This is a genomic window from Roseateles sp. SL47, from assembly GCF_026625885.1.
Classification (GTDB): domain Bacteria; phylum Pseudomonadota; class Gammaproteobacteria; order Burkholderiales; family Burkholderiaceae_C; genus Roseateles.
In genome coordinates this window covers 4,492,415-4,509,939 of the sequence record NZ_CP113068.1, presented here as the reverse complement: position 1 = coordinate 4,509,939, position 17,525 = coordinate 4,492,415, and the positions used below count along the sequence as shown (strand labels likewise).

Sequence of the window (17,525 nt, the reverse complement as noted above, 5' to 3'; positions counted from 1 at the left end):
TGCGACCGCCGCAAGGCAAAGCCCGCAGGCCTGCCCTTGTGGAGGGGCGGATGGTGTCCCCGTTGGAGGGGATGTGGTCAAAAAAAAACCTCGCGTATACCCCCTGGGGGTATAGACTCCCGGCCATGCCACATGCTCCCGAAGACAAGCGAAAGGCGCTCCTGCGGGTGCGCCGCATCCAGGGCCAGACCGAAGCGCTGGCGCGGGCCCTGGAAGCCGGGGAAGACTGTGGCCCGGTCCTGGTGCAACTGGCGGCCATTCGTGGCGCCGTGAACGGGCTGATGTCGGAAATCCTGCAATCCCATATCCGCGAGGAACTGGGGGCGCTGCCGGAGGCGGATGATCGCCATGCCCGGCTGGCCCAGGACATGACCACGCTGGTCCGCACCTATCTCAAATGATGGAATCCGGTGCGGCAGGGCCGACCTGCCGCCCGTCTGCTTGAAAAGTTGGAAAGGCCTCCCCATGAAATCCCGTGCCGCCGTTGCGTTTGAAGCTGGCAAGCCGCTGCAAGTGGTTGAAATCGATGTGGCGCCGCCGAAAAAGGGCGAAGTCCTGGTGCGCATCACCCATACCGGTGTCTGCCATACCGACGCCTTCACCCTGAGCGGAGATGATCCGGAAGGCCTCTTCCCGGTTGTGCTGGGCCATGAGGGCGCAGGTGTGGTGGTGGAAGTGGGCGAGGGCGTCACCAGCGTGAAGCCCGGTGACCATGTCATTCCGCTCTACACCGCTGAATGCGGCGAATGCCTGTTCTGCAAGTCCGGCAAAACCAATCTGTGTGTGGCGGTGCGTGCCACGCAGGGCAAGGGCGTGATGCCGGACGGCACCACCCGCTTCTCCTACAACGGCCAGCCGCTGTATCACTACATGGGCTGCTCCACATTCAGCGAGTACACGGTGGTGGCCGAGGTGTCGCTGGCCAGGATCAACCCGGATGCCAATCCGGAGCAGGTCTGCCTGCTGGGATGCGGCGTCACCACCGGTCTCGGTGCCGTGAAGAACACGGCCAAGGTGCAACCGGGCGACACGGTGGCCGTGTTCGGGCTGGGCGGCATCGGCCTGGCGGTGATCCAGGGGGCCCAGCTGGCCCAGGCCGGCCGCATCATCGGCATCGACACCAATCCGACCAAGTTCGACCTGGCCCGTGTGTTTGGCGCCACCGACTGCGTCAACCCGAAAGACTTCGACAAACCCATCCAGCAGGTGATCGTTGAGATGACCGGCTGGGGCGTGGACCATTCCTTCGAATGCATCGGCAATGTGAATGTCATGCGCGCGGCGCTGGAATGCGCCCATCGCGGCTGGGGGCAGTCGGTCATCATCGGTGTGGCGGGGGCCGGGCAGGAAATCTCCACCCGTCCGTTCCAACTGGTCACCGGGCGCACCTGGAAGGGCTCGGCCTTTGGCGGCGTCAAGGGCCGCTCGCAGCTGCCGGGCATGGTGGAAGAGGCCATGCGGGGCGACATCCAGCTGGCGCCGTTTGTCACCCACACCATGCCGCTGACCGACATCAACGAGGCGTTTGACCTCATGCATGAAGGCAAGTCGATCCGCTCAGTGGTTCACTACTGAGCGCCGCCGCTCCCGCCTTTGATTTTGTGCAAGGACAGGCGGAGGCATGACTGGCAGGATGGGTCGTTTCACGACTGATTGATCGGCCGCTTCATGCCCAGCACCTCGTCCTTGTTCGACCGCCTCAAGCTGGCCGGGCTTCAGCCCTTGTCGCTGGCTGGCCGCCAACTGCTTCCCATTGTTCAAGGGGGCATGGGCGTGGGGGTGTCCGCCCATCGGCTGGCTGGCAGCGTGGCCGCGCTGGGCGCCATGGGCACCATCTCGTCGGTGGACCTGCGCCGCCACCACCCGGACCTGATGGCCGATTGCAGCCCCGAGCGCATCGGCAACGACCTGGAGACCCGCAAGAACGCCATCGTGGCCGCCAACCAGGTGGCCTTGGCCCGTGAGATTGAGCGCGCGCGGGAACTCTGCAAACACAGCGGCTTGCTGGCGGTGAACATCATGCGCGCGGTGAGCGACTACGCGGCCTCCGTTCGCACGGCGCTGGAGCAGGGCATTGATGCGCTGGTGGTCGGCGCCGGCCTCCCGCTGGAACTGCCCGACCTGGCCAGTGACCATCCCAAGACCGCCCTGGTGCCCATCCTCTCGGATGCCCGGGGCGTGTCGCTGCTGTGGCGCAAATGGGAGCGCCGCAAGCGGGTGCCGGACGCCATCATCATCGAGCATCCCGGCCATGCCGGCGGCCATCTGGGCGCCGCCAAGGTGGCCGATGTCAGCGATGCGCGGTTTGACTTCGAGGTGGTCATTCCCGCCGTCCGCCAATGGATCCGGGACGCTGGCATGGAAGGCCGCGTCCCCCTGATCGCGGCTGGTGGCATTCGCCGGTGTGAAGACATTCAGCGGCTTCAATCGCTCGGGGCGGACGGCGTTCAGATGGGCACACCGTTTGTGGCCACCCATGAATGTGATGCCCATCCCGAATTCAAGCGGGTCCTGGCCGAGGCGTCCGATGATGCCCTGGTGGAATTCACCAGCGTGGCCGGTCTGCCGGCCCGTGCGGTGATGACCCCCTGGCTGCGCAAATACCTGGGGGCGGAAAGTCGGCTGCAGTCGGTGGTGCAGCTGAAGAAGCACTGCACCATGGCCTTTGACTGCCTGGCCCAATGCGGCCTGCGCGACGGGCTCAAGGGCTGGGGGCAGTTCTGCATTGACCAACGGCTGGCCGCTGCCCTGCGCGGGGAGGTCGACAAGGGTCTGTTCTTCCGCGGCAAGGGGGCGTTGCCGTTTGGGTCACAGCTCGCGTCGGTGCGGGAGCTGCTGGAGCGCGTGCTAACGCCGGGTGTGCCTCAGACCAACCCGGCCGCCTGACTCTGCGAATTGGCCTGGCTGATATGGCTGCCCGGTTCGACACTGCGGGTCAGCCAGACATTGCCACCGATCACGGCGCCCTTGCCCAGGGTGATTCGGCCCAGGATGGTGGCACCGGCGTAGATCACCACATCATCTTCCACCACCGGGTGGCGCGGTGCGCCTTTGCGGATCTGGCCCTGTTCATCCGTGGGGAAGCTGCGGGCGCCCAGTGTCACCGCCTGATAGATCCGCACGCGTTCACCGATCACGGCGGTTTCACCAATCACGACGCCGGTGCCGTGGTCGATGAACAGGCCCGGGCCGATGGTGGCGCCCGGGTGGATGTCGATCCCCGTGCGGCTGTGCGCCAGCTCGGCCACGATGCGGGCCAGCAGTGGCACGCCCAGGGTGTAGAGCTGGTGGGCCAGACGGTGGTGGATCATGGCGGTGATGCCGGGGTAGCACAGCAGCACCTCATCCACGCTGCGCGCCGCAGGGTCGCCCTGGAAGGCGGCCAGCACATCGGCGTCCAGCAGACGGCGAATCGTCGGCAGCTCGCGGGCGAAGTCGGCGGTCAACTGGTCGGCGCGTTCGGCCAGGTCTTCCGAGGCGCCGCCATTGGCGGAACTCAGTTCCAGCAGCACCTGCTGGCGCAGGGCCTGCAACTGGGTGTCCAGGGTGTGGCCGATGTAGTAGTCCTCCGCTTCCGGCCGCAAGGTGGGCGGGCCCAGTCGCAGCGGAAACAGCACCCCCCGCAAGCCCTGCACGATGGTATCCAGCAGCTCGGTGGACGGCAGCTCACGGCCTCGCGGCTCATGGGGCCGATGGTGATCGCGCCAGGCCTGGCGGGCGGCACGCAGGCCGGCAACAACATCATCCAGAGGCCAGTCGCCGCCGGGGCGCTTGGGGGCAGTGCTCACGCTCAAATCCTTGACGCCGTGCTCGGCGACTGAAAAAGCCCAAGAGAGGGTTCGAGGCGGCAGCCTATCAAAATCAGGAATCCTGCACAGCGGTGGGGCCGGGCAGATATAAAAAAACCCAGGCCGGAGCCTGGGCAAGTCTGCTTAGGGGAAGCAGGAGGTTATCTTGGTGTCGGGCGCGGTGTCAGGCGCGGCCCCGGGGGCGCCGTTGTTGCCAGCAGGTCAGGTGCGTCCACCGCGTCAGGCCGCACAGGCAATCACATCAAACAGCTGCAGACGCGGCGCGCGAATGATCAGCTGGGCTGGCACGATGCTGGGGGCGTTGGAGATCTGGATCAGAACCAGGTCGCTGCCCACCTGCACAGCGGTCACACCGTCTTCGCCGCTCCAGCGCACCCGCCCCACCAGGCACACCCGGCCTTCTTCCTCGAAGATCGATGCTTCATGCCGGGTACCGGCCACTTCATAGCCCCAGGTCAACACACCCGGAACGCCCAGCTCCACTTGCCGGGTGGCGCCTTCTTCAGGGCGAAGGCCGACCCATTGCGCGGTGCCCCAGCCCAGCGGCGACTCGAAGGTCACCGTGGCCATGCTGCCGTGTAATTGCCGAAATTGATGAAGCTGAACCCGCATGACAACCATCCCTGATGACTGGATCCGTCCAATGTCGCCCCAAGGGGTGAGTGGCTCACGCGCTCAGGTGGATCTCTCCCGGTCCTCTAATAGAAGGGAACTGTCGCAGGCAGCCGTTTCATGACCGTTTCATCAAGCAACCAGACGTGCGTGGCGGCGCCTCCGCCAGGGACCGGCTCCGGGAGCTGCTGCACGGTATGATTCTGCCCCCAATCAAAAAGCAACAGGCACAGTCACGGGAGGACGGGGTGTTACAGGGATTCACGCAATTAAACACCGGCATCGAGCGAAGGGCCGGCCAGCAAGGTCCGCATCGGGGTGCGATCTCGGGCAGGGCGTCGGAAGGGGACCCGGTCAGGACGTGGGTCGCGAAGCGGGTGTTTCATCAGCTGTTGGGTGGGGCGCTGGGGGGCGCTTGCGCGTTATCTGCGCCCGCCTGGGCGGCCTGCACCGTCAGCAGCATGGAGATTCCGGTGCGCATCATCCATTCGCGCCCGGTGGCCACGCTGGTGCTGAACGGCACCGAAGTGCCGGTGCTGGTGGACAGCGGTGCGTTTTTCAGCATGCTGACTGAATCCACCGCTGCACAACTGCAACTGCCACTTCGCAATCTGCCGTTCAGCATGAGCATTGAGGGCTATACCGGCGCCATTGATGCCCAGCTCACCCGCGTGGAGCACGTCGGGCTGCGGGGCGCTGAAATGAAGCGGGTGGAATTCATCGTCGGCGGGAATGAACTGGGCGCCGGCATCATGGGCATCCTGGGGCGCAACATCCTGTCCGTGGCGGACACGGAATACGACCTGGCCCATGGCGTCATCCGCCTGGCCTTGCCCAGCAGCGACTGTGCCAAGGCCAACATGGCCTATTGGGCTGGCGATGCCCCGGTGATCGTCGCGCCGCTGGAGCGGGCCAGAGGCAGCAAGGACACCGCCGTCCGGGTGGAAGTGAACATCAACGGCAAGGCCACCACCGCCCTGATGGATACCGGTGCGCCCGAAACAGCGTTGACGCTGAACGCGGCCAAGTCTGCGGGCATCTCCAAGGACTCGCTGCAGGCCGATGGCCATGTCGGCGGCGTCGGTCGCGGCAAGGCCGAATCCTATGTGGGGGTGATCAATACCTTCGAGCTGAGCGGCGAGAAGATCAGCCACAGCAAGATGCAGATCAACGATGCTGATGACAGCGATGGCATGGTGCTGGGCTTGGACTACTTCCTGGCCCACCGCATTTATGTGTCGCGCCAGCAGCAGAAGATTTTTGCCACCTGGAATGGCAGCCCGATCTTTGCCAGGCAGAAGGGCGGCGACCCGAACCGCTTTGATCAGACCTATGCTGCCCGCCCGCAGCAGGTCGACGAGAACAATGCGGACGCGCTGGCCCGTCGCGGCAATGCCTTTGCGGCCAACCATGACCCAGAGCGGGCCCTGCAGGATCTGAGCCGGGCCATCACGCTGGCGCCGGAGGTGGCCCCCTACCATCTGGACCGGGCACAGGTGTTGTGGGCCCAAAGGAAAGCCAAAGAAGCGATGGCCGACCTGGATGAAGCGCTGCGCCTGGACGCCGGTCTGGCCGATGCCCGGCTGCAACGCGCGTCGGTGCGCCTGAGTCTGCGCCGCCCGGAGGACGCCTTGGCCGACATGCAGGTGCTGGACACCCAATTGGCCCCCTCCGCTCAACAGCGTCTGACCTTGGCGGATCAGTTCATGGCGCTGAACCGCCTGCCGGACGCATTGAGGCAATGGGCCTTGTGGATGCCGACCCACGAGAACGACACCAAAAGCGCACGTGCACTCAACAAGCGCTGCTGGGCCCGCGTCCGCATGAATGTGGACCTGCCGCTGGCGGTGGAAGACTGCAAGGAATCCGTCTCGCGTGACAAGACCGACGCCGGGACCCGCGACAGCCTGGGTTGGGCCTATCTGCGCTTGGGCGATGCGGAGCGCTCACGCAAGGCCTTTGATGCCGCAGTGGCGCTGAAGCCGGACCTTGCCTGGGCGCTGTATGGGCGGGGGCTGGCGAATCTGGCCCTCAAGGACGCTGCCGCGAGCCAGCGAGACCTGCAGGCCGCGCGCAAGCTGCAGCCACGCATCGACGAACGAGTGCGGGCAGCAGGTTTCGGGGTGGCACCGGATGCGCCGCCAGTGGGGGCCGCAGGTCAAGCTCCCAACGCGGCAGTGCCCGCAGGCGAAGCGGCCTCGGCGGCGGGCGAGCCTGCGGAACCGGGAAGCCAAGAGGACCACGGCGACCTTTAAGCGCCGACGCCGCCCTTGTGCGGTTCCAGGCCCTACCGATGGCCTGGAGACGAGCCTCGCGATGACGTCGAGGCCGAACACCCCGGGCCGGGAGGCTAGCACCAGGGGTGTGTCTCCCTGCGGTCGTGAGTCGCCAACTTCTCCTCAGAAGTGGCGGCTTCACGCATCGAGCATGAAAAATCGACGGTCAAACGCGCGTCAATTCGTCAATACTGATATCCATGAGACGTTGGGTATCAAATTGTGGACGTCGTTGATTGATAAAAATGAAATTTCTGGCTTTCAGGGAACTTTGAAGATGAACGGTTCTGCCCCTCCATCCGCCGCGTCCGATGCGCTGCCAGCCGGCGCGTCGGCCGGCCAGGCTCGCCGGCGACGCGGGCTGCTGAGCCTTGGGCTCTGGCTGCTGGCCGGCGTTGCCCTGGCGGTCGGGGGCCTGACGGCGGGATGGATCGTCTGGGGCATCACGGCGGCCGCACTGGCCTGGCAGGGAGTCCAAGGTCGTGGAATCCAGTCGGGCGAACCGCAAGCGCCCCACGCGTCCCAGGACATTGCCAGCCGTCTGGAAGAGGCCTCCCGCATCTGGGGCACCCATGTGGCCACCGCCCAGACTCAACTGAGGGATGCTGTCGAGGAGATGCTTGGCGCGTTCAGCGACATCCTCCAGCAGTTGGACAACCTGGTCGGCCAGCCTGGCAGCCCGTCCGGCGACCAGGACCGGCTGGGCACCTTGGCGGACTGCGACGCGCAACTCCGCAGCCTGCTGGACCAATTCAACAGTTTCGTGCAGTCGCGCAATGAAATTCTTGGGACGGTGCGCACGCTCGGTGAGTCATCCGGGCGGCTTCACACCATGGCCGAGGACGTCTCCCAGATCGCGCGCCACACCAATCTCCTGTCCATCAATGCAGCCATCGAAGCGGCGCGGGCGGGGCCTTCGGGGCGAGGTTTTGCGGTGGTGGCCAGCGAGGTCCGGCGGCTGTCGGCCGAGTCCGGCGACACCGGCCGGCGCATCGGCGCACAGGTCGGCGAGTTCAATCAGCACATGCAGCAGGCGCTGCAACTGGCGGCCCAATCTGCATCGCGCGATACCGACGCCATTCAGGCGTCCGAAGAAACGGTGAGTCGCGTGGTGGCCCAGGTGAACGCCACGATCGGCCAACTCCAGCAGCGCAGTGTCGAGCAGACCACCCAGGGCGAACGGGTCAAGGCCCAGGTGGAACAGCTGCTGATGTCCTTCCAGTTCCAGGATCGTGTGCATCAGATCCTGGATCAATTGCGTGAGTCGATGCAGCGCGCGGGCGTGTCCTTGCAGCAATCCGCCGTGACGGGGACCCCTCCGGACCCGGCCGCCTGGAGCCAATTGCTGTCGGAGGGCTACACCACCGCGGAACAACGGGCGGTGAGCCGTGGTGGCCCGGTGCAGGCTCCTCCGGCGCAGACCACCGAGACCACATTTTTCTGAGGACGCCATGGCCAAGACCATTCTCATCGTTGACGACTCGAGTTCACTGCGCACCGTGGTGCGCCTGGCCCTGGCGCGCGCCGGTTACGACGTGCTTGAAGCCGGTGATGGCGTGGCCGCACTGGAGGCGCTCGCCAAGGCACCCAAAGTCCACCTGATCGTGTGTGACGTCAACATGCCCAAGATGGACGGCATCACCTTTGTGACGCAGGTTCGTCAGCATCCGCAGCATCGGTTCATCCCGGTCGTGATGTTGACGACTGAAGGGGAGCAGGACGCCATGAACCGAGGGCGCCAGGCAGGTGCAAAGGCGTGGATCGTCAAGCCGTTCAACCCTCCCCAGTTGCTGGACGCCGTGTCCAAGCTGGTCCTCCCCTGAACCTGGAGCCTGCATGGACACGCTGCGCCTCCCTGCTGAATTGAGCATCTACACCGCCGCTTCGCTGCATCCGCAGTGGCTGGCCTGGGTGAGCCAGGTGCCGGAGGCGGGCGGTGATGTGTGCGTGGACGGCAGCCCGGTCGATGTGGTGGATGCGGCCGGCGTGCAGTTGCTGCTGGCCCTGCAACACAGTCTGACCGTGCGGGGCTGCATGCTGAAGATCGGCGAGCCCAGCCATCCCCTCCAACAGGCGTGCGCGGCGCTGGGTCTGGCGACCTGGCTGAATGAACGCCAGCCCCTGCCTTGTCAGGAGACGCCATGACCACGGACGCCGACTTCCTCACCGAAGCCTTGCCTGCCTTTATCAGCGAGGCCGAGGAGCAGATCGAGAACCTGGAAGCCCTGCTGCTCCAGCTCGAAGACCAGCCGGATGACGTCGAGCTGCTGAACGCCCTGTTCCGGTGTGCCCACACCGTGAAGGGCTCCGCCGGGTTGTTCGGTCTGGATGCCATCGTCGCCTTTACCCACCACGTTGAAACCTTGCTCCAGCGTCTGCGCGAGGGGCAGGTGGTGTTGTCACCGGCGCTGAGCACGCTGCTGCTGCGCTGCAATGACCAGATCCGCGCCCTGGTCGCCGAAGCCCTCGGCAGACCTGCCGACGCAGCGCTGGAAGCTCAACGTGGCCTGCTCGTCACTGAACTCCAGTTGGCCGCCGGTGCGAGCGCCATGAGCGAGAACGAACCACGTCACCGTGGTGATGCCGGCACCGCGCCGCTGCAGCTCTGGCATGTGTCGGTCGCATTCGGCCGGGAGGTGTTCCGCAATGGTTCGGATCCGCTTGCCGTCCTGAACTATGTGGGCGGCCTTGGCACCATTCCCCACACGATGTGCCACGTGGCGGGCGTGCCGACGCTGGAGGCGCTCGACCCGGAGAGCTGTCATCTGTCCTTCATGTTCAGCATGCTCTCTGGGGTGAGCCGGTCGCAGATTGAGGGCGCATTCAGCTTTGTGCTGGACGACTGCGAGCTGCAGATTCACGAGGTGCCGATCCCAGGGCTCCAGGCGTGTGTCCAGGACGACGCCGCAGCGGGCCCCCCGGAGGCCCCATGCCCGTCATTCCCTGGCACACCGGCCGAGACAGCACCGCGCCCGTCCCACGAACAGCGCCGCAGCGTTGCCGCATCGGCCGCCAGTCCGGCCAGTGCTGAAGATCAGCGCTTCATTCGTGTGCAGGCTCACCGGTTGGATGCCGTCATCAACCTGCTGGGGGAGTTGGTCATTGCTGGCGCCGGCGCCGAGCTGCTGGCACGCCAGACGCAGCAGCGCCAGCTGGTGGAGGCCAATGGCCAGATCAGCCGCCTGATCGAAGAAATCCGCAATGGCACTCTGCAGTTGCGCATGGTGCCAATCGGCGAAACCTTCGCCAGATTCCGCCGGGTGGTGCGTGACACGGCTTCGGATCTGGGCAAGTCCGTGCAACTGGACATCCTCGGCGGCGACACCGAACTGGATAAAAGCGTTGTGGAACGCATTGCAGATCCTCTCATGCACCTGGTCCGCAATGGCCTCGACCATGGCCTGGAAACACCGGACCAACGAGCGGCTGCCGGCAAGCCGCCGCAGGGCCGGCTGATCCTCTCGGCCCATCACGAGGCGGGAAGCATCGTCATCCGCATCACCGACGATGGGCGTGGCATCCAGCGCCGCAAGGTGCTGGAGCGTGCGTGGTCGCGCGGCTTGCTGGAACCCGGCGTGGTCCCCGAGGACAGCGCCATTCTCCGGCTCATCTTTGAACCCGGCTTCTCCACCGCCGACACCGTGACCAATCTCAGCGGGCGCGGCGTGGGCATGGATGTGGTCCGCAGCAACATCGAGGCCCTGCGTGGCAGCGTCCTGCTCAAGAGTGTGGAGGGGCAGGGCTCCACCATCGAAATCCGTCTGCCGCTGACGCTGGCGATCATCGACGGCTTCCTGGTGGGGGTGGGCCACTCGCGCTTCATCTTTCCGCTGGATGCCGTGGTCGAGGTCATCGAGGGGCGGGCGGGCGACGCGCTGCTGGATGCCCGCGGCCGGGGTGTCGTTGAATTGCGCGGGCAGGTGCTGCCGGTGGTCAGCCTGCGAGCCCTCTATGCCATCGATGGTCCGACGGTCTCGCGCGGCAGCATCGTGGTGGTGGAAGCAGGCGACTGCCGCTTCGGTGTGCTGGTCGATGTCTTGCTCGGGCAGCACCAGACCGTCATCAAGCCCTTGGGGCGTCTGTTCCACAGCCTGCGAGGCATGGCGGGCACCTCCATTCTCGGCAACGGTGAGGTCGCATTGATTTTCGACGTTCCCACCCTGGGCCAACTCGCGGCCGATTCGCCCGGCCGAGGTCGGCGAAATGACATCGCGCAAGAGCGCGTCACCGTCTGAAGCGCATTGACGCACATCCATTTCTCAGTAGAAGGACATTCGCCATGAACAAGACCTCCTGGATCACCCGACTGGTCGCCGGCAAGGCCCTGGAGGCCGCTGAAGCTGCATGCCAGGCCGCCGAGTCGGCACGCCATCAGGCGGAGTCGGCCCGCGCCGAAGCCGAATCCCGTTTGCGAGAAGTCGAAACCGAACTCAAGGTTCGCACCGACATCATGAACCTCACCAGCATCGTCTCCGAGGCGGACAAGAAAGGGGACATTCTCAACATCAACGAGAAGTTCCTGGAGGTGTCCAAATACAGCCGCAATGAGCTGATCGGCCATGGGCACAACACCACCCGGCATCCAGACATGCCCAAGGAGGTGTTCAAGCAGATGTGGGCGACCATTGGCCGCGGAGACATCTTTCGTGGCATGGTGAAGAACCGGGCCAAGGACGGCACGCCCTACTACGTGGATGCGGTCATCGCGCCGATCCTGGGCGACAACGGCAAGCCGATGAAATACCTCGGGGTGCGTTACGACATCACCGAGCAGGAAATTGAACGTCAGAATGCCCGTGGCATCCTGGCTGCGGTGGATGCCAGCTATGCCTACATCGAGTTCGATCTGACCGGGCATGTACTGAACGCCAATGAGAATTTCCTGCGCACCTTGGGCTACAGCCTGGACGAGGTCAAAGGCCGTCATCACCGCATGTTCTGCGACCCGGCGCTGACCTCCAAACCGGAGTACGCGCAGTTCTGGCGTGACCTCAATGCGGGCCAGGCGCAGAACGATCTCTTCCGGCGCATTCACAAGTCGGGGCAGGAGGTCTGGATCCAGGCGGTCTATGCACCGGTCAAGGACGAGATGGATCGTGTGGTGAAGATCGTCAAGATTGCGACGGATGTCACTGCGCAGGTGAACTCCGCCCGTGCGCTGGAGCAGGCCGTGGAGGAAGCCGAACGCGCTGCCGGGGCGGCACGTAATGGCGACCTGTCGCAACGCATTCCGATGGACGGCAAGTCCGGTTTGGTGGCGCGTCTGTGCGAGGGCGTCAATACGCTGCTGGAAACCACCACCGTGATCTTCGGAGACGTGAGCCGCGTGATGTCGGCCCTGTCGGAGGGCGACCTGTCACAACGCATCACCCGAGACTACTCGGGTGTGTTTGGTCAGGTGCGGGATGACGCCAATCGGACGTGTGACAAGCTGGGCTCCATCATCGACGAAGTGCGCAGCGCCGCGGACGCGCTGAGCGGTGCCGCCAGCCAGGTGAGCGCCACGGCGCAAAGCCTGTCTCAGGCCGCCAGTGAACAGGCCGCATCGGTGGAAGAGACCACGTCTTCCATCGACATGATCTCGGCCAGCATCACGCAGAACAGCGACAACGCCCGTGTTACCGACGCGATGGCCACCAAGGCCAGCAAGGAAGCCACCGATGGTGGCGTGGCGGTCACGCAGACCGTCACGGCGATGAAGCAGATTGCCCAGAAGATCAGCATCGTGGACGACATCGCCTACCAGACGAATCTGCTGGCCCTCAACGCGGCCATCGAGGCGGCCCGTGCCGGGGAACATGGCAAGGGCTTTGCCGTGGTGGCCGCGGAGGTGCGCAAGCTGGCAGAGCGCAGCCAGGAGGCCGCCAAGGAAATTGGCGATCTGGCCAGCAACAGCGTCAATACGGCCGAGCGCGCAGGCAAGCTGCTGGATGAAATCGTGCCAAGCATCCAGAAGACCAGTGACCTTGTGCAGGAGATCTCCGCAGCTTCCCAGGAGCAGAGCCGCTCGGTGACGCAGATTGGCGGCGCCATGGGCCAGCTCAGCAAGGCGACACAGCAAAATGCCGGGGCCTCGGAGGAACTGGCCGCCACGTCGGAAGAGTTGTCCAGCCAGGCGGCTCAACTCCAGCAGTCGGTGGCGTTCTTCCATCTCGAGGGTGACAACGGTCGGCAACAGTCACAAGCTCAAGCCCGCGGCATGCCTCCAGGCTTTGTTGAACGACGCGCCCCGAATTCACCCATGCGTGGCATGCGCAACACCGCGCCGCAGCCAACGCTGAAGGGCACCGGCACCCACGGCAATTTCCGGCCCTTCTGATTTCGCCCGGGGGGACCCCATGAGCGTTTCCGATCGCGATATGGCCGATGCCACGCAACAGTTCCTGTGCTTCACGGTCGACGGCGAGGCCTATGCCATCGACATCCGCACCGTGCGCGAAATCATCCAGCACGGCGCGGTGACCACCGTGCCGCTGATGCCTTCGTTCGTGCGGGGCGTGATCAATCTGCGAGGCGCGGTGGTGCCCGTCATTGATCTGAAGGCGCGCTTCGGGCGGGCACCGGCCCACATTGGCAAGAAAACCTGCATCGTCATCGTTGATGCTGTCCGAGACGGCGAGCGCATCGAACTCGGGCTGATGGTGGACGCCGTCAGTGAGGTGATCTCCCTGGAGCCGTCCCAGATCGAACCGCCACCGCAGTTTGGCGGGGCCACGCGGCGTGACTTCATCGCCGGTATGGGGAAACGGGGCGAACGCTTTGTGGTGGTGCTGGACCCCGAGCGGGCCTTTGACATTGTCGAGATGGCGGAACTTTGTGAAGCCAGCCAGCACGCATTGGCCGATTGAGTGACGCGCCATGAACCAACCGCAACTCTGCGATCGCAGCTTTGGACGCATCGCCGGACTGATGCACGATGCCGTCGGCCTGTCCTTTCCCGAGAGCAAGAAGCCGCTGATCAGCTCAAGGCTCGCGGGACGCCTGCAGCAACTGGGCCTGGGCGACTTCGAGGACTACGCGGCCTTGCTGGAGAGCCCGGATGACGGCGGCGAGTTCCAGATGGCCGTTGACCTGCTCACCACCAACGAGACCTACTTTTTCCGCGAGCCGGCCCATTTCGCCTTGCTTCAATCCGAACTGCAACGCACCCGGCCGCAGCGCCTGGCGGTGTGGAGTGCGGCCTCCTCGTTCGGCGATGAGGCGTACAGCGTGGCCATGCTGCTGGCCGATCTTCAATCCAATGGGACCATCGCCAGCGAGTGGTCGATTCTCGGCACCGACATCAGTGAGCGGGTGCTGCAGAGCGCGGTACAAGGCATCTATCCGGCCGACCGATTGAGGGAGGTGAGTCCGCAGCGGCTGAAGCGCTATTGCCTGCGCGGCGAGGGCGAGAGCGAAGGGCTGGTTCAGATTCACGAGTCGCTGCGCCAACAGGTTCGATTTGGCCAGCTCAATCTGTGTGCGCCGCTCGGTGACATCGGCCGCTTCGATGTGATCTTCCTACGCAACGTGCTCATCTACTTTGACGCTCCAACCAAAAGCGCTGTGGTGGATCGTGTGCTGGAACGGCTGCGTCCCGGAGGACTGTTCTTTCTTGGCACGGCGGAAGGTCGGGTGGCCTGCGCCACGCCGCTGACCGTGCTGGCGCCCGGAGCTTTTCGAAAAGACCCGGGTCGGCCGTGATGGCCCCAAATGGGAAGGACCCCAGCATGAGCAGCGTTTTTGTCATCGATGATTCGGCGGTGGTCCGGCAGGCCATGGTGGCCATGCTGGACGGGGATGCGGGCATCGAGCTCGCTGGCACCGCGCCCAATCCACTGATTGCCGCCCCCTTGATTCGAAAAAAACGTCCGGACGTCCTTCTGTTGGACATTGAAATGCCGGGCATGGACGGGCTCACGTTCTTGCGCCAACAGATGGCCGAGGCACCGATCCCGACCGTGATCTGCTCATCGCTGAGCACGGAGGGCAGCCGCATCGCCCTCGACGCGCTGGCGGCCGGTGCCGTTGCCATCGTTGCCAAGCCCAAACTCGGCTTGCGTCAGTTTCTGGAGGATTCCCGCCGGGAACTGATCAGCACCCTGAAGGCCGCGGCCCTCTCACGCCCGCGCATGCCAAAGCCGCGGCCCCTGTCCACGCTCCCCGTCCGTACGCCCTCGATGCGCGGCCCGCATGCGTTGTCGGTCAACAAACCCGTCGTCATCGGCAGCTCGACCGGCGGCACTCAGGCGATTGAGCAGATATTGCGGGCACTGCCCGCCGATGCGCCGGGGATTGCCATCGTGCAGCACATGCCGGAGCGATTCACCGCGATGTTTGCCGAACGCCTGGACGGCCTGTGTGCGATGCAGGTGCGCGAGGCGCGGGACGGGGACCGGCTGGAGCGCGGCATTGTGCTCGTTGCACCCGGCGGCAAGCATATGAAGCTGCGCAAGGCGGGCGGCCAGTACTTTGCCGTGGTGCTGGATGGTCCGCCGGTGAATCGGCACAAGCCTTCGGTGGATGTGCTGTTTCGCAGCCTGTGTGAGCACACCAACGGCGATGCCTTGGCCATCATGCTCACCGGCATGGGAGACGATGGCGCACGCGGCATGAAGCAGCTGCATGAACTGGGCGTGCGTACCCTGGCTCAGGACGAGGCGAGCTGCGTGGTGTTCGGCATGCCCATGGAGGCGATCAAACTCGGCGCTGTGGACGAGGTGCTGCCGCTGGATGCCATGGCTGACGCAGTGACCTGTTTCGACGCGAGGGGTTGATTGCAAAAAAACGGCCCGCCGGACTGGGGGTCCGCGCGGGCCGTTTCGTTTCAGCGCCTGGATTCACCCGGGCGCCATGGCGCGTGGCACCACGATGTCAGGGTGTCCTTGCGTCTGGGAAGAGGCTCAGTACGTCGCCACCAGCGATGTCCCGCTCACGGCGGAGTAGGCATTCAGCAGGATGTAGTAGGTGCCCGCCGTGGTGGCCGACAGCGTCACGCTTTCGGTATTGGTGCTGCCGTCCGACTTGCCGTCATAGGTGGAGGTGGTCGGCGCGGAGCCACGGCGCACATAGATGTCGCCATCGCCCGTGCCGCCGGAGAGCTTCACCACCAGGCTGGTCCGCCCGGCCGGCACGGCAATGCTGAACAGGCGGGTGGCGTTCTTGGCCAGCGAGATGCCGGTCACCGCCACACCACTGGTCAGCACCGTGGTCGTCGGGGTGGTGGTGCCACTGCAGCTCACATTCACTGCCGCAAACGCCTTGGTGACGTCCGCCGCGTTGTAGCCCCGAGCAGTTGCCGCCTTTTCCACGCCGCAGGCACCCTGGTTGAAGGTGCTGTTGGACGTCCAATACAGCCGGTTGGCGTCCACCATCACCTCAAACGCCTTGCGGGTGTTCCAGCCGGCCGTGGTGGCCAGCGTGTAGAACGCCTTGTTGTAGACGCCGCTGGAATAGTGGACATCCAGGCCGCTGGTGTACTTGGTGGCATCAGCAATCGAGCGGCCGTCCCGGGTCGGATCCGCGAAGTAACGCAGGGCGCCGGAGCTCTTGAAGATTTCGCTGCCCACCAGCCAGTCGTTCACCCCATTGCGGGCGTAGTACTCGGCCGCCTCTCCGGCCATGTCCGAAAACGCTTCGTTCATGCCGCCGGATTGGCCGGAATACACCAGGCCGGAGTTCTGCTCGGTGAAGCCGTGGCTCACCTCGTGGGCCGACACATCCAGCGAGACCAGTGGGTAGAAAGTGGAGGCGCCGTCCCCGAAGTACATGGAGGTGCCGTCCCAGAAGGCATTCTCGTAGTTGGAGCTGTAATGCACCTTCATGTAGAGGGTGTTGGCAATCGGCCTCAGACTGAACCAATCCTGGTACATGTTGAAGATCACGTTGCCGAAGAAGTGAGCATCGTTCAGCGGCGAATACGCGCCGTTGATCTGCTTGTATTCATTGCGCGAGCAAGTGAACTGAAAGGGCGTGCTGCCACTTGTGCCGCCATTGAGGTTGACGGTGATCACATTGTTGTTGGTGTTCATCTGGCAGGTGTCGGTCACCTGCAGCGCCGGATAGTTCGTACCGTATTCATACTTGCCGGTCTTGGCATTGCCGCCAGGGCCGGTGGCATCCCGGTGATTCAGGCCTTCCCAGCGCTGCAGCACGGCGCCGGAATTGGCATCGATCATGAAGTGCGGGCGGCTGGGGGTGCTCCTGTCGTGACGGACAAAGGACACCAGGTAGAACAGCTGCGCCACATTGCTGTCATTCAGCTTGATGTAGAGCTTGACCTGCTCATTCTCGGTCAGGGTCGCATTGACGGTGCTTTTGGCAATCGTCAGGGCGCTGGCTGGGGTGACGCTGGCCTGGATGGTGTTCAGGTCCTGCTGGATGTTGGTGACCAGGCTGCCCGAGAAGCGGGCGGCGCTGGCACCAGGGTCGCGGTGCTCCACCACGGCTTCACCCCAGATGGGCACGCCTTGGTAGTACTGCTGATGGCGGGTGATGACCCGGCCGTTGGGATAGACCTGGCTGCGGACCGCCTGCAGGTCATTGGCCGCCAGGCCCAGGGCCGTGGCCGCGGCCTGGGGGCCGCTGGCCGTGGCAGCCTGCTGGAGCACGGTGACGGGCGCGGTGTCGTCCAGGGTGACGCGAGTCGCGGCCAGGACTTGGCAGGCGGCGGTGGCCGCTGCAGCCACAAGGCTGGCCTGCAGGAAACGCTGGAGGGATGCCTTCTTCATATCGCTTCTTTCGTTCGTGATAGATCATGGTTGAGGATCTCCCGAAGAAATTCGGCCTCCAATGCTGTGGTGGAGAGGCCGACCACCCCACTTGCTGGCCGGATGACGGCGCAGACATG

15 protein-coding genes are annotated in these 17,525 nt (G+C 64.7%); 12 read left to right on the top strand and 3 right to left on the bottom strand.

Annotated elements, in window-relative coordinates; genetic code table 11:
• Positions 1–125: 125 nt before the first annotated feature.
• The 3 genes from OU995_RS19520 to OU995_RS19510 all read left to right on the top strand — a co-directional run bounded on the left by OU995_RS19520 (position 126) and on the right by OU995_RS19510 (position 2,886).
• Positions 126–401 (top strand): metal/formaldehyde-sensitive transcriptional repressor, encoded by a 276-nt coding sequence (locus OU995_RS19520; protein WP_267831707.1) that lies wholly within the window; start codon positions 126–128, stop codon positions 399–401.
• A gap of 64 nt (positions 402–465) precedes the next feature.
• Complete coding sequence (locus tag OU995_RS19515) at positions 466–1,575, top strand: S-(hydroxymethyl)glutathione dehydrogenase/class III alcohol dehydrogenase (protein ID WP_267831706.1); 1,110 nt, start codon at positions 466–468, stop codon at positions 1,573–1,575.
• 93 nt (positions 1,576–1,668) lie between these two features.
• On the top strand, positions 1,669–2,886 hold the full coding sequence (locus OU995_RS19510; RefSeq protein ID WP_267831705.1) for an NAD(P)H-dependent flavin oxidoreductase: 1,218 nt from the start codon (positions 1,669–1,671) through the stop codon (positions 2,884–2,886).
• On the opposite strand, the gene epsC is transcribed toward OU995_RS19510, so the two are convergent.
• Together epsC and OU995_RS19500 are read right to left on the bottom strand one after the other, a co-directional pair.
• Positions 2,865–3,788, bottom strand: a complete 924-nt coding sequence (gene epsC, locus OU995_RS19505; protein ID WP_267831704.1) for a serine O-acetyltransferase EpsC — start codon at positions 3,786–3,788, stop codon at positions 2,865–2,867. The genes OU995_RS19510 and epsC overlap by 22 nt on opposite strands.
• 240 nt (positions 3,789–4,028) lie before the next feature.
• A complete protein-coding gene (locus tag OU995_RS19500; RefSeq protein ID WP_267831702.1) occupies positions 4,029–4,379 on the bottom strand; it encodes a hypothetical protein in 351 nt (116 codons plus the stop codon).
• Positions 4,380–4,894: 515 nt separating this feature from the next.
• Here OU995_RS19500 and OU995_RS19495 point away from each other — a divergent pair.
• From OU995_RS19495 to OU995_RS19455, 9 genes are all read left to right on the top strand, one after another.
• Positions 4,895–6,676, top strand: a complete 1,782-nt coding sequence (locus OU995_RS19495; protein ID WP_267831701.1) for an aspartyl protease family protein — start codon at positions 4,895–4,897, stop codon at positions 6,674–6,676.
• 298 nt (positions 6,677–6,974) lie between these two features.
• Positions 6,975–8,141 (top strand): methyl-accepting chemotaxis protein, encoded by a 1,167-nt coding sequence (locus OU995_RS19490; protein ID WP_267831700.1) that lies wholly within the window; start codon positions 6,975–6,977, stop codon positions 8,139–8,141.
• A 7-nt stretch (positions 8,142–8,148) separates the two neighbouring features.
• On the top strand, positions 8,149–8,520 hold the full coding sequence (locus OU995_RS19485) for a response regulator (protein ID WP_267831699.1): 372 nt from the start codon (positions 8,149–8,151) through the stop codon (positions 8,518–8,520).
• A gap of 13 nt (positions 8,521–8,533) precedes the next feature.
• Positions 8,534–8,842 carry an STAS domain-containing protein gene (locus tag OU995_RS19480; RefSeq protein WP_267831698.1) on the top strand — a complete coding sequence of 103 codons (309 nt, stop codon included), beginning with the start codon at positions 8,534–8,536 and terminating at the stop codon, positions 8,840–8,842.
• On the top strand, positions 8,839–10,932 hold the full coding sequence (locus tag OU995_RS19475; RefSeq protein WP_267831697.1) for a chemotaxis protein CheA: 2,094 nt from the start codon (positions 8,839–8,841) through the stop codon (positions 10,930–10,932). Before OU995_RS19480 ends, OU995_RS19475 begins: the two co-directional genes overlap by 4 nt.
• A 44-nt stretch (positions 10,933–10,976) precedes the next feature.
• Positions 10,977–13,016, top strand: a complete 2,040-nt coding sequence (locus OU995_RS19470) for a methyl-accepting chemotaxis protein (RefSeq protein ID WP_267831696.1) — start codon at positions 10,977–10,979, stop codon at positions 13,014–13,016.
• Between the two features lie 19 nt (positions 13,017–13,035).
• Positions 13,036–13,545: a chemotaxis protein CheW gene (locus OU995_RS19465; protein WP_267831695.1), complete on the top strand. Its 510-nt coding sequence runs from the start codon at positions 13,036–13,038 to the stop codon at positions 13,543–13,545.
• Between the two features lie 10 nt (positions 13,546–13,555).
• Positions 13,556–14,380, top strand: a complete 825-nt coding sequence (locus OU995_RS19460; protein WP_267831694.1) for a CheR family methyltransferase — start codon at positions 13,556–13,558, stop codon at positions 14,378–14,380.
• A 26-nt stretch (positions 14,381–14,406) separates the two neighbouring features.
• The gene (locus OU995_RS19455) at positions 14,407–15,453 is read left to right on the top strand and encodes a protein-glutamate methylesterase/protein-glutamine glutaminase (protein ID WP_267831693.1); all 1,047 of its coding nucleotides are present in this window, start codon (positions 14,407–14,409) and stop codon (positions 15,451–15,453) included.
• Positions 15,454–15,579: 126 nt separating this feature from the next.
• On the opposite strand, the gene OU995_RS19450 is transcribed toward OU995_RS19455, so the two are convergent.
• A complete protein-coding gene (locus OU995_RS19450; RefSeq protein ID WP_267831692.1) occupies positions 15,580–17,406 on the bottom strand; it encodes a M4 family metallopeptidase in 1,827 nt (608 codons plus the stop codon).
• Positions 17,407–17,525 lie beyond the last annotated feature (119 nt).

Bases quoted from the DNA above. Each gene is read 5' to 3' on its own strand.
- OU995_RS19520 (WP_267831707.1), top strand. From the start codon at position 126: ATGCCACATGCTCCCGAAGACAAGCGAAAGGCGCTCCTGCGGGTGCGC.
- OU995_RS19475 (WP_267831697.1), top strand. From the start codon at position 8,839: ATGACCACGGACGCCGACTTCCTCACCGAAGCCTTGCCTGCCTTTATC.
- OU995_RS19460 (WP_267831694.1), top strand. From the start codon at position 13,556: ATGAACCAACCGCAACTCTGCGATCGCAGCTTTGGACGCATCGCCGGA.
- OU995_RS19455 (WP_267831693.1), top strand. From the start codon at position 14,407: ATGAGCAGCGTTTTTGTCATCGATGATTCGGCGGTGGTCCGGCAGGCC.
- OU995_RS19510 (WP_267831705.1), top strand. From the start codon at position 1,669: ATGCCCAGCACCTCGTCCTTGTTCGACCGCCTCAAGCTGGCCGGGCTT.
- OU995_RS19470 (WP_267831696.1), top strand. From the start codon at position 10,977: ATGAACAAGACCTCCTGGATCACCCGACTGGTCGCCGGCAAGGCCCTG.
- OU995_RS19515 (WP_267831706.1), top strand. From the start codon at position 466: ATGAAATCCCGTGCCGCCGTTGCGTTTGAAGCTGGCAAGCCGCTGCAA.
- OU995_RS19465 (WP_267831695.1), top strand. From the start codon at position 13,036: ATGAGCGTTTCCGATCGCGATATGGCCGATGCCACGCAACAGTTCCTG.
- OU995_RS19500 (WP_267831702.1), bottom strand. From the start codon at position 4,379: ATGGCCACGGTGACCTTCGAGTCGCCGCTGGGCTGGGGCACCGCGCAA.
- OU995_RS19450 (WP_267831692.1), bottom strand. From the start codon at position 17,406: ATGAAGAAGGCATCCCTCCAGCGTTTCCTGCAGGCCAGCCTTGTGGCT.
- OU995_RS19480 (WP_267831698.1), top strand. From the start codon at position 8,534: ATGGACACGCTGCGCCTCCCTGCTGAATTGAGCATCTACACCGCCGCT.
- OU995_RS19490 (WP_267831700.1), top strand. From the start codon at position 6,975: ATGAACGGTTCTGCCCCTCCATCCGCCGCGTCCGATGCGCTGCCAGCC.
- OU995_RS19485 (WP_267831699.1), top strand. From the start codon at position 8,149: ATGGCCAAGACCATTCTCATCGTTGACGACTCGAGTTCACTGCGCACC.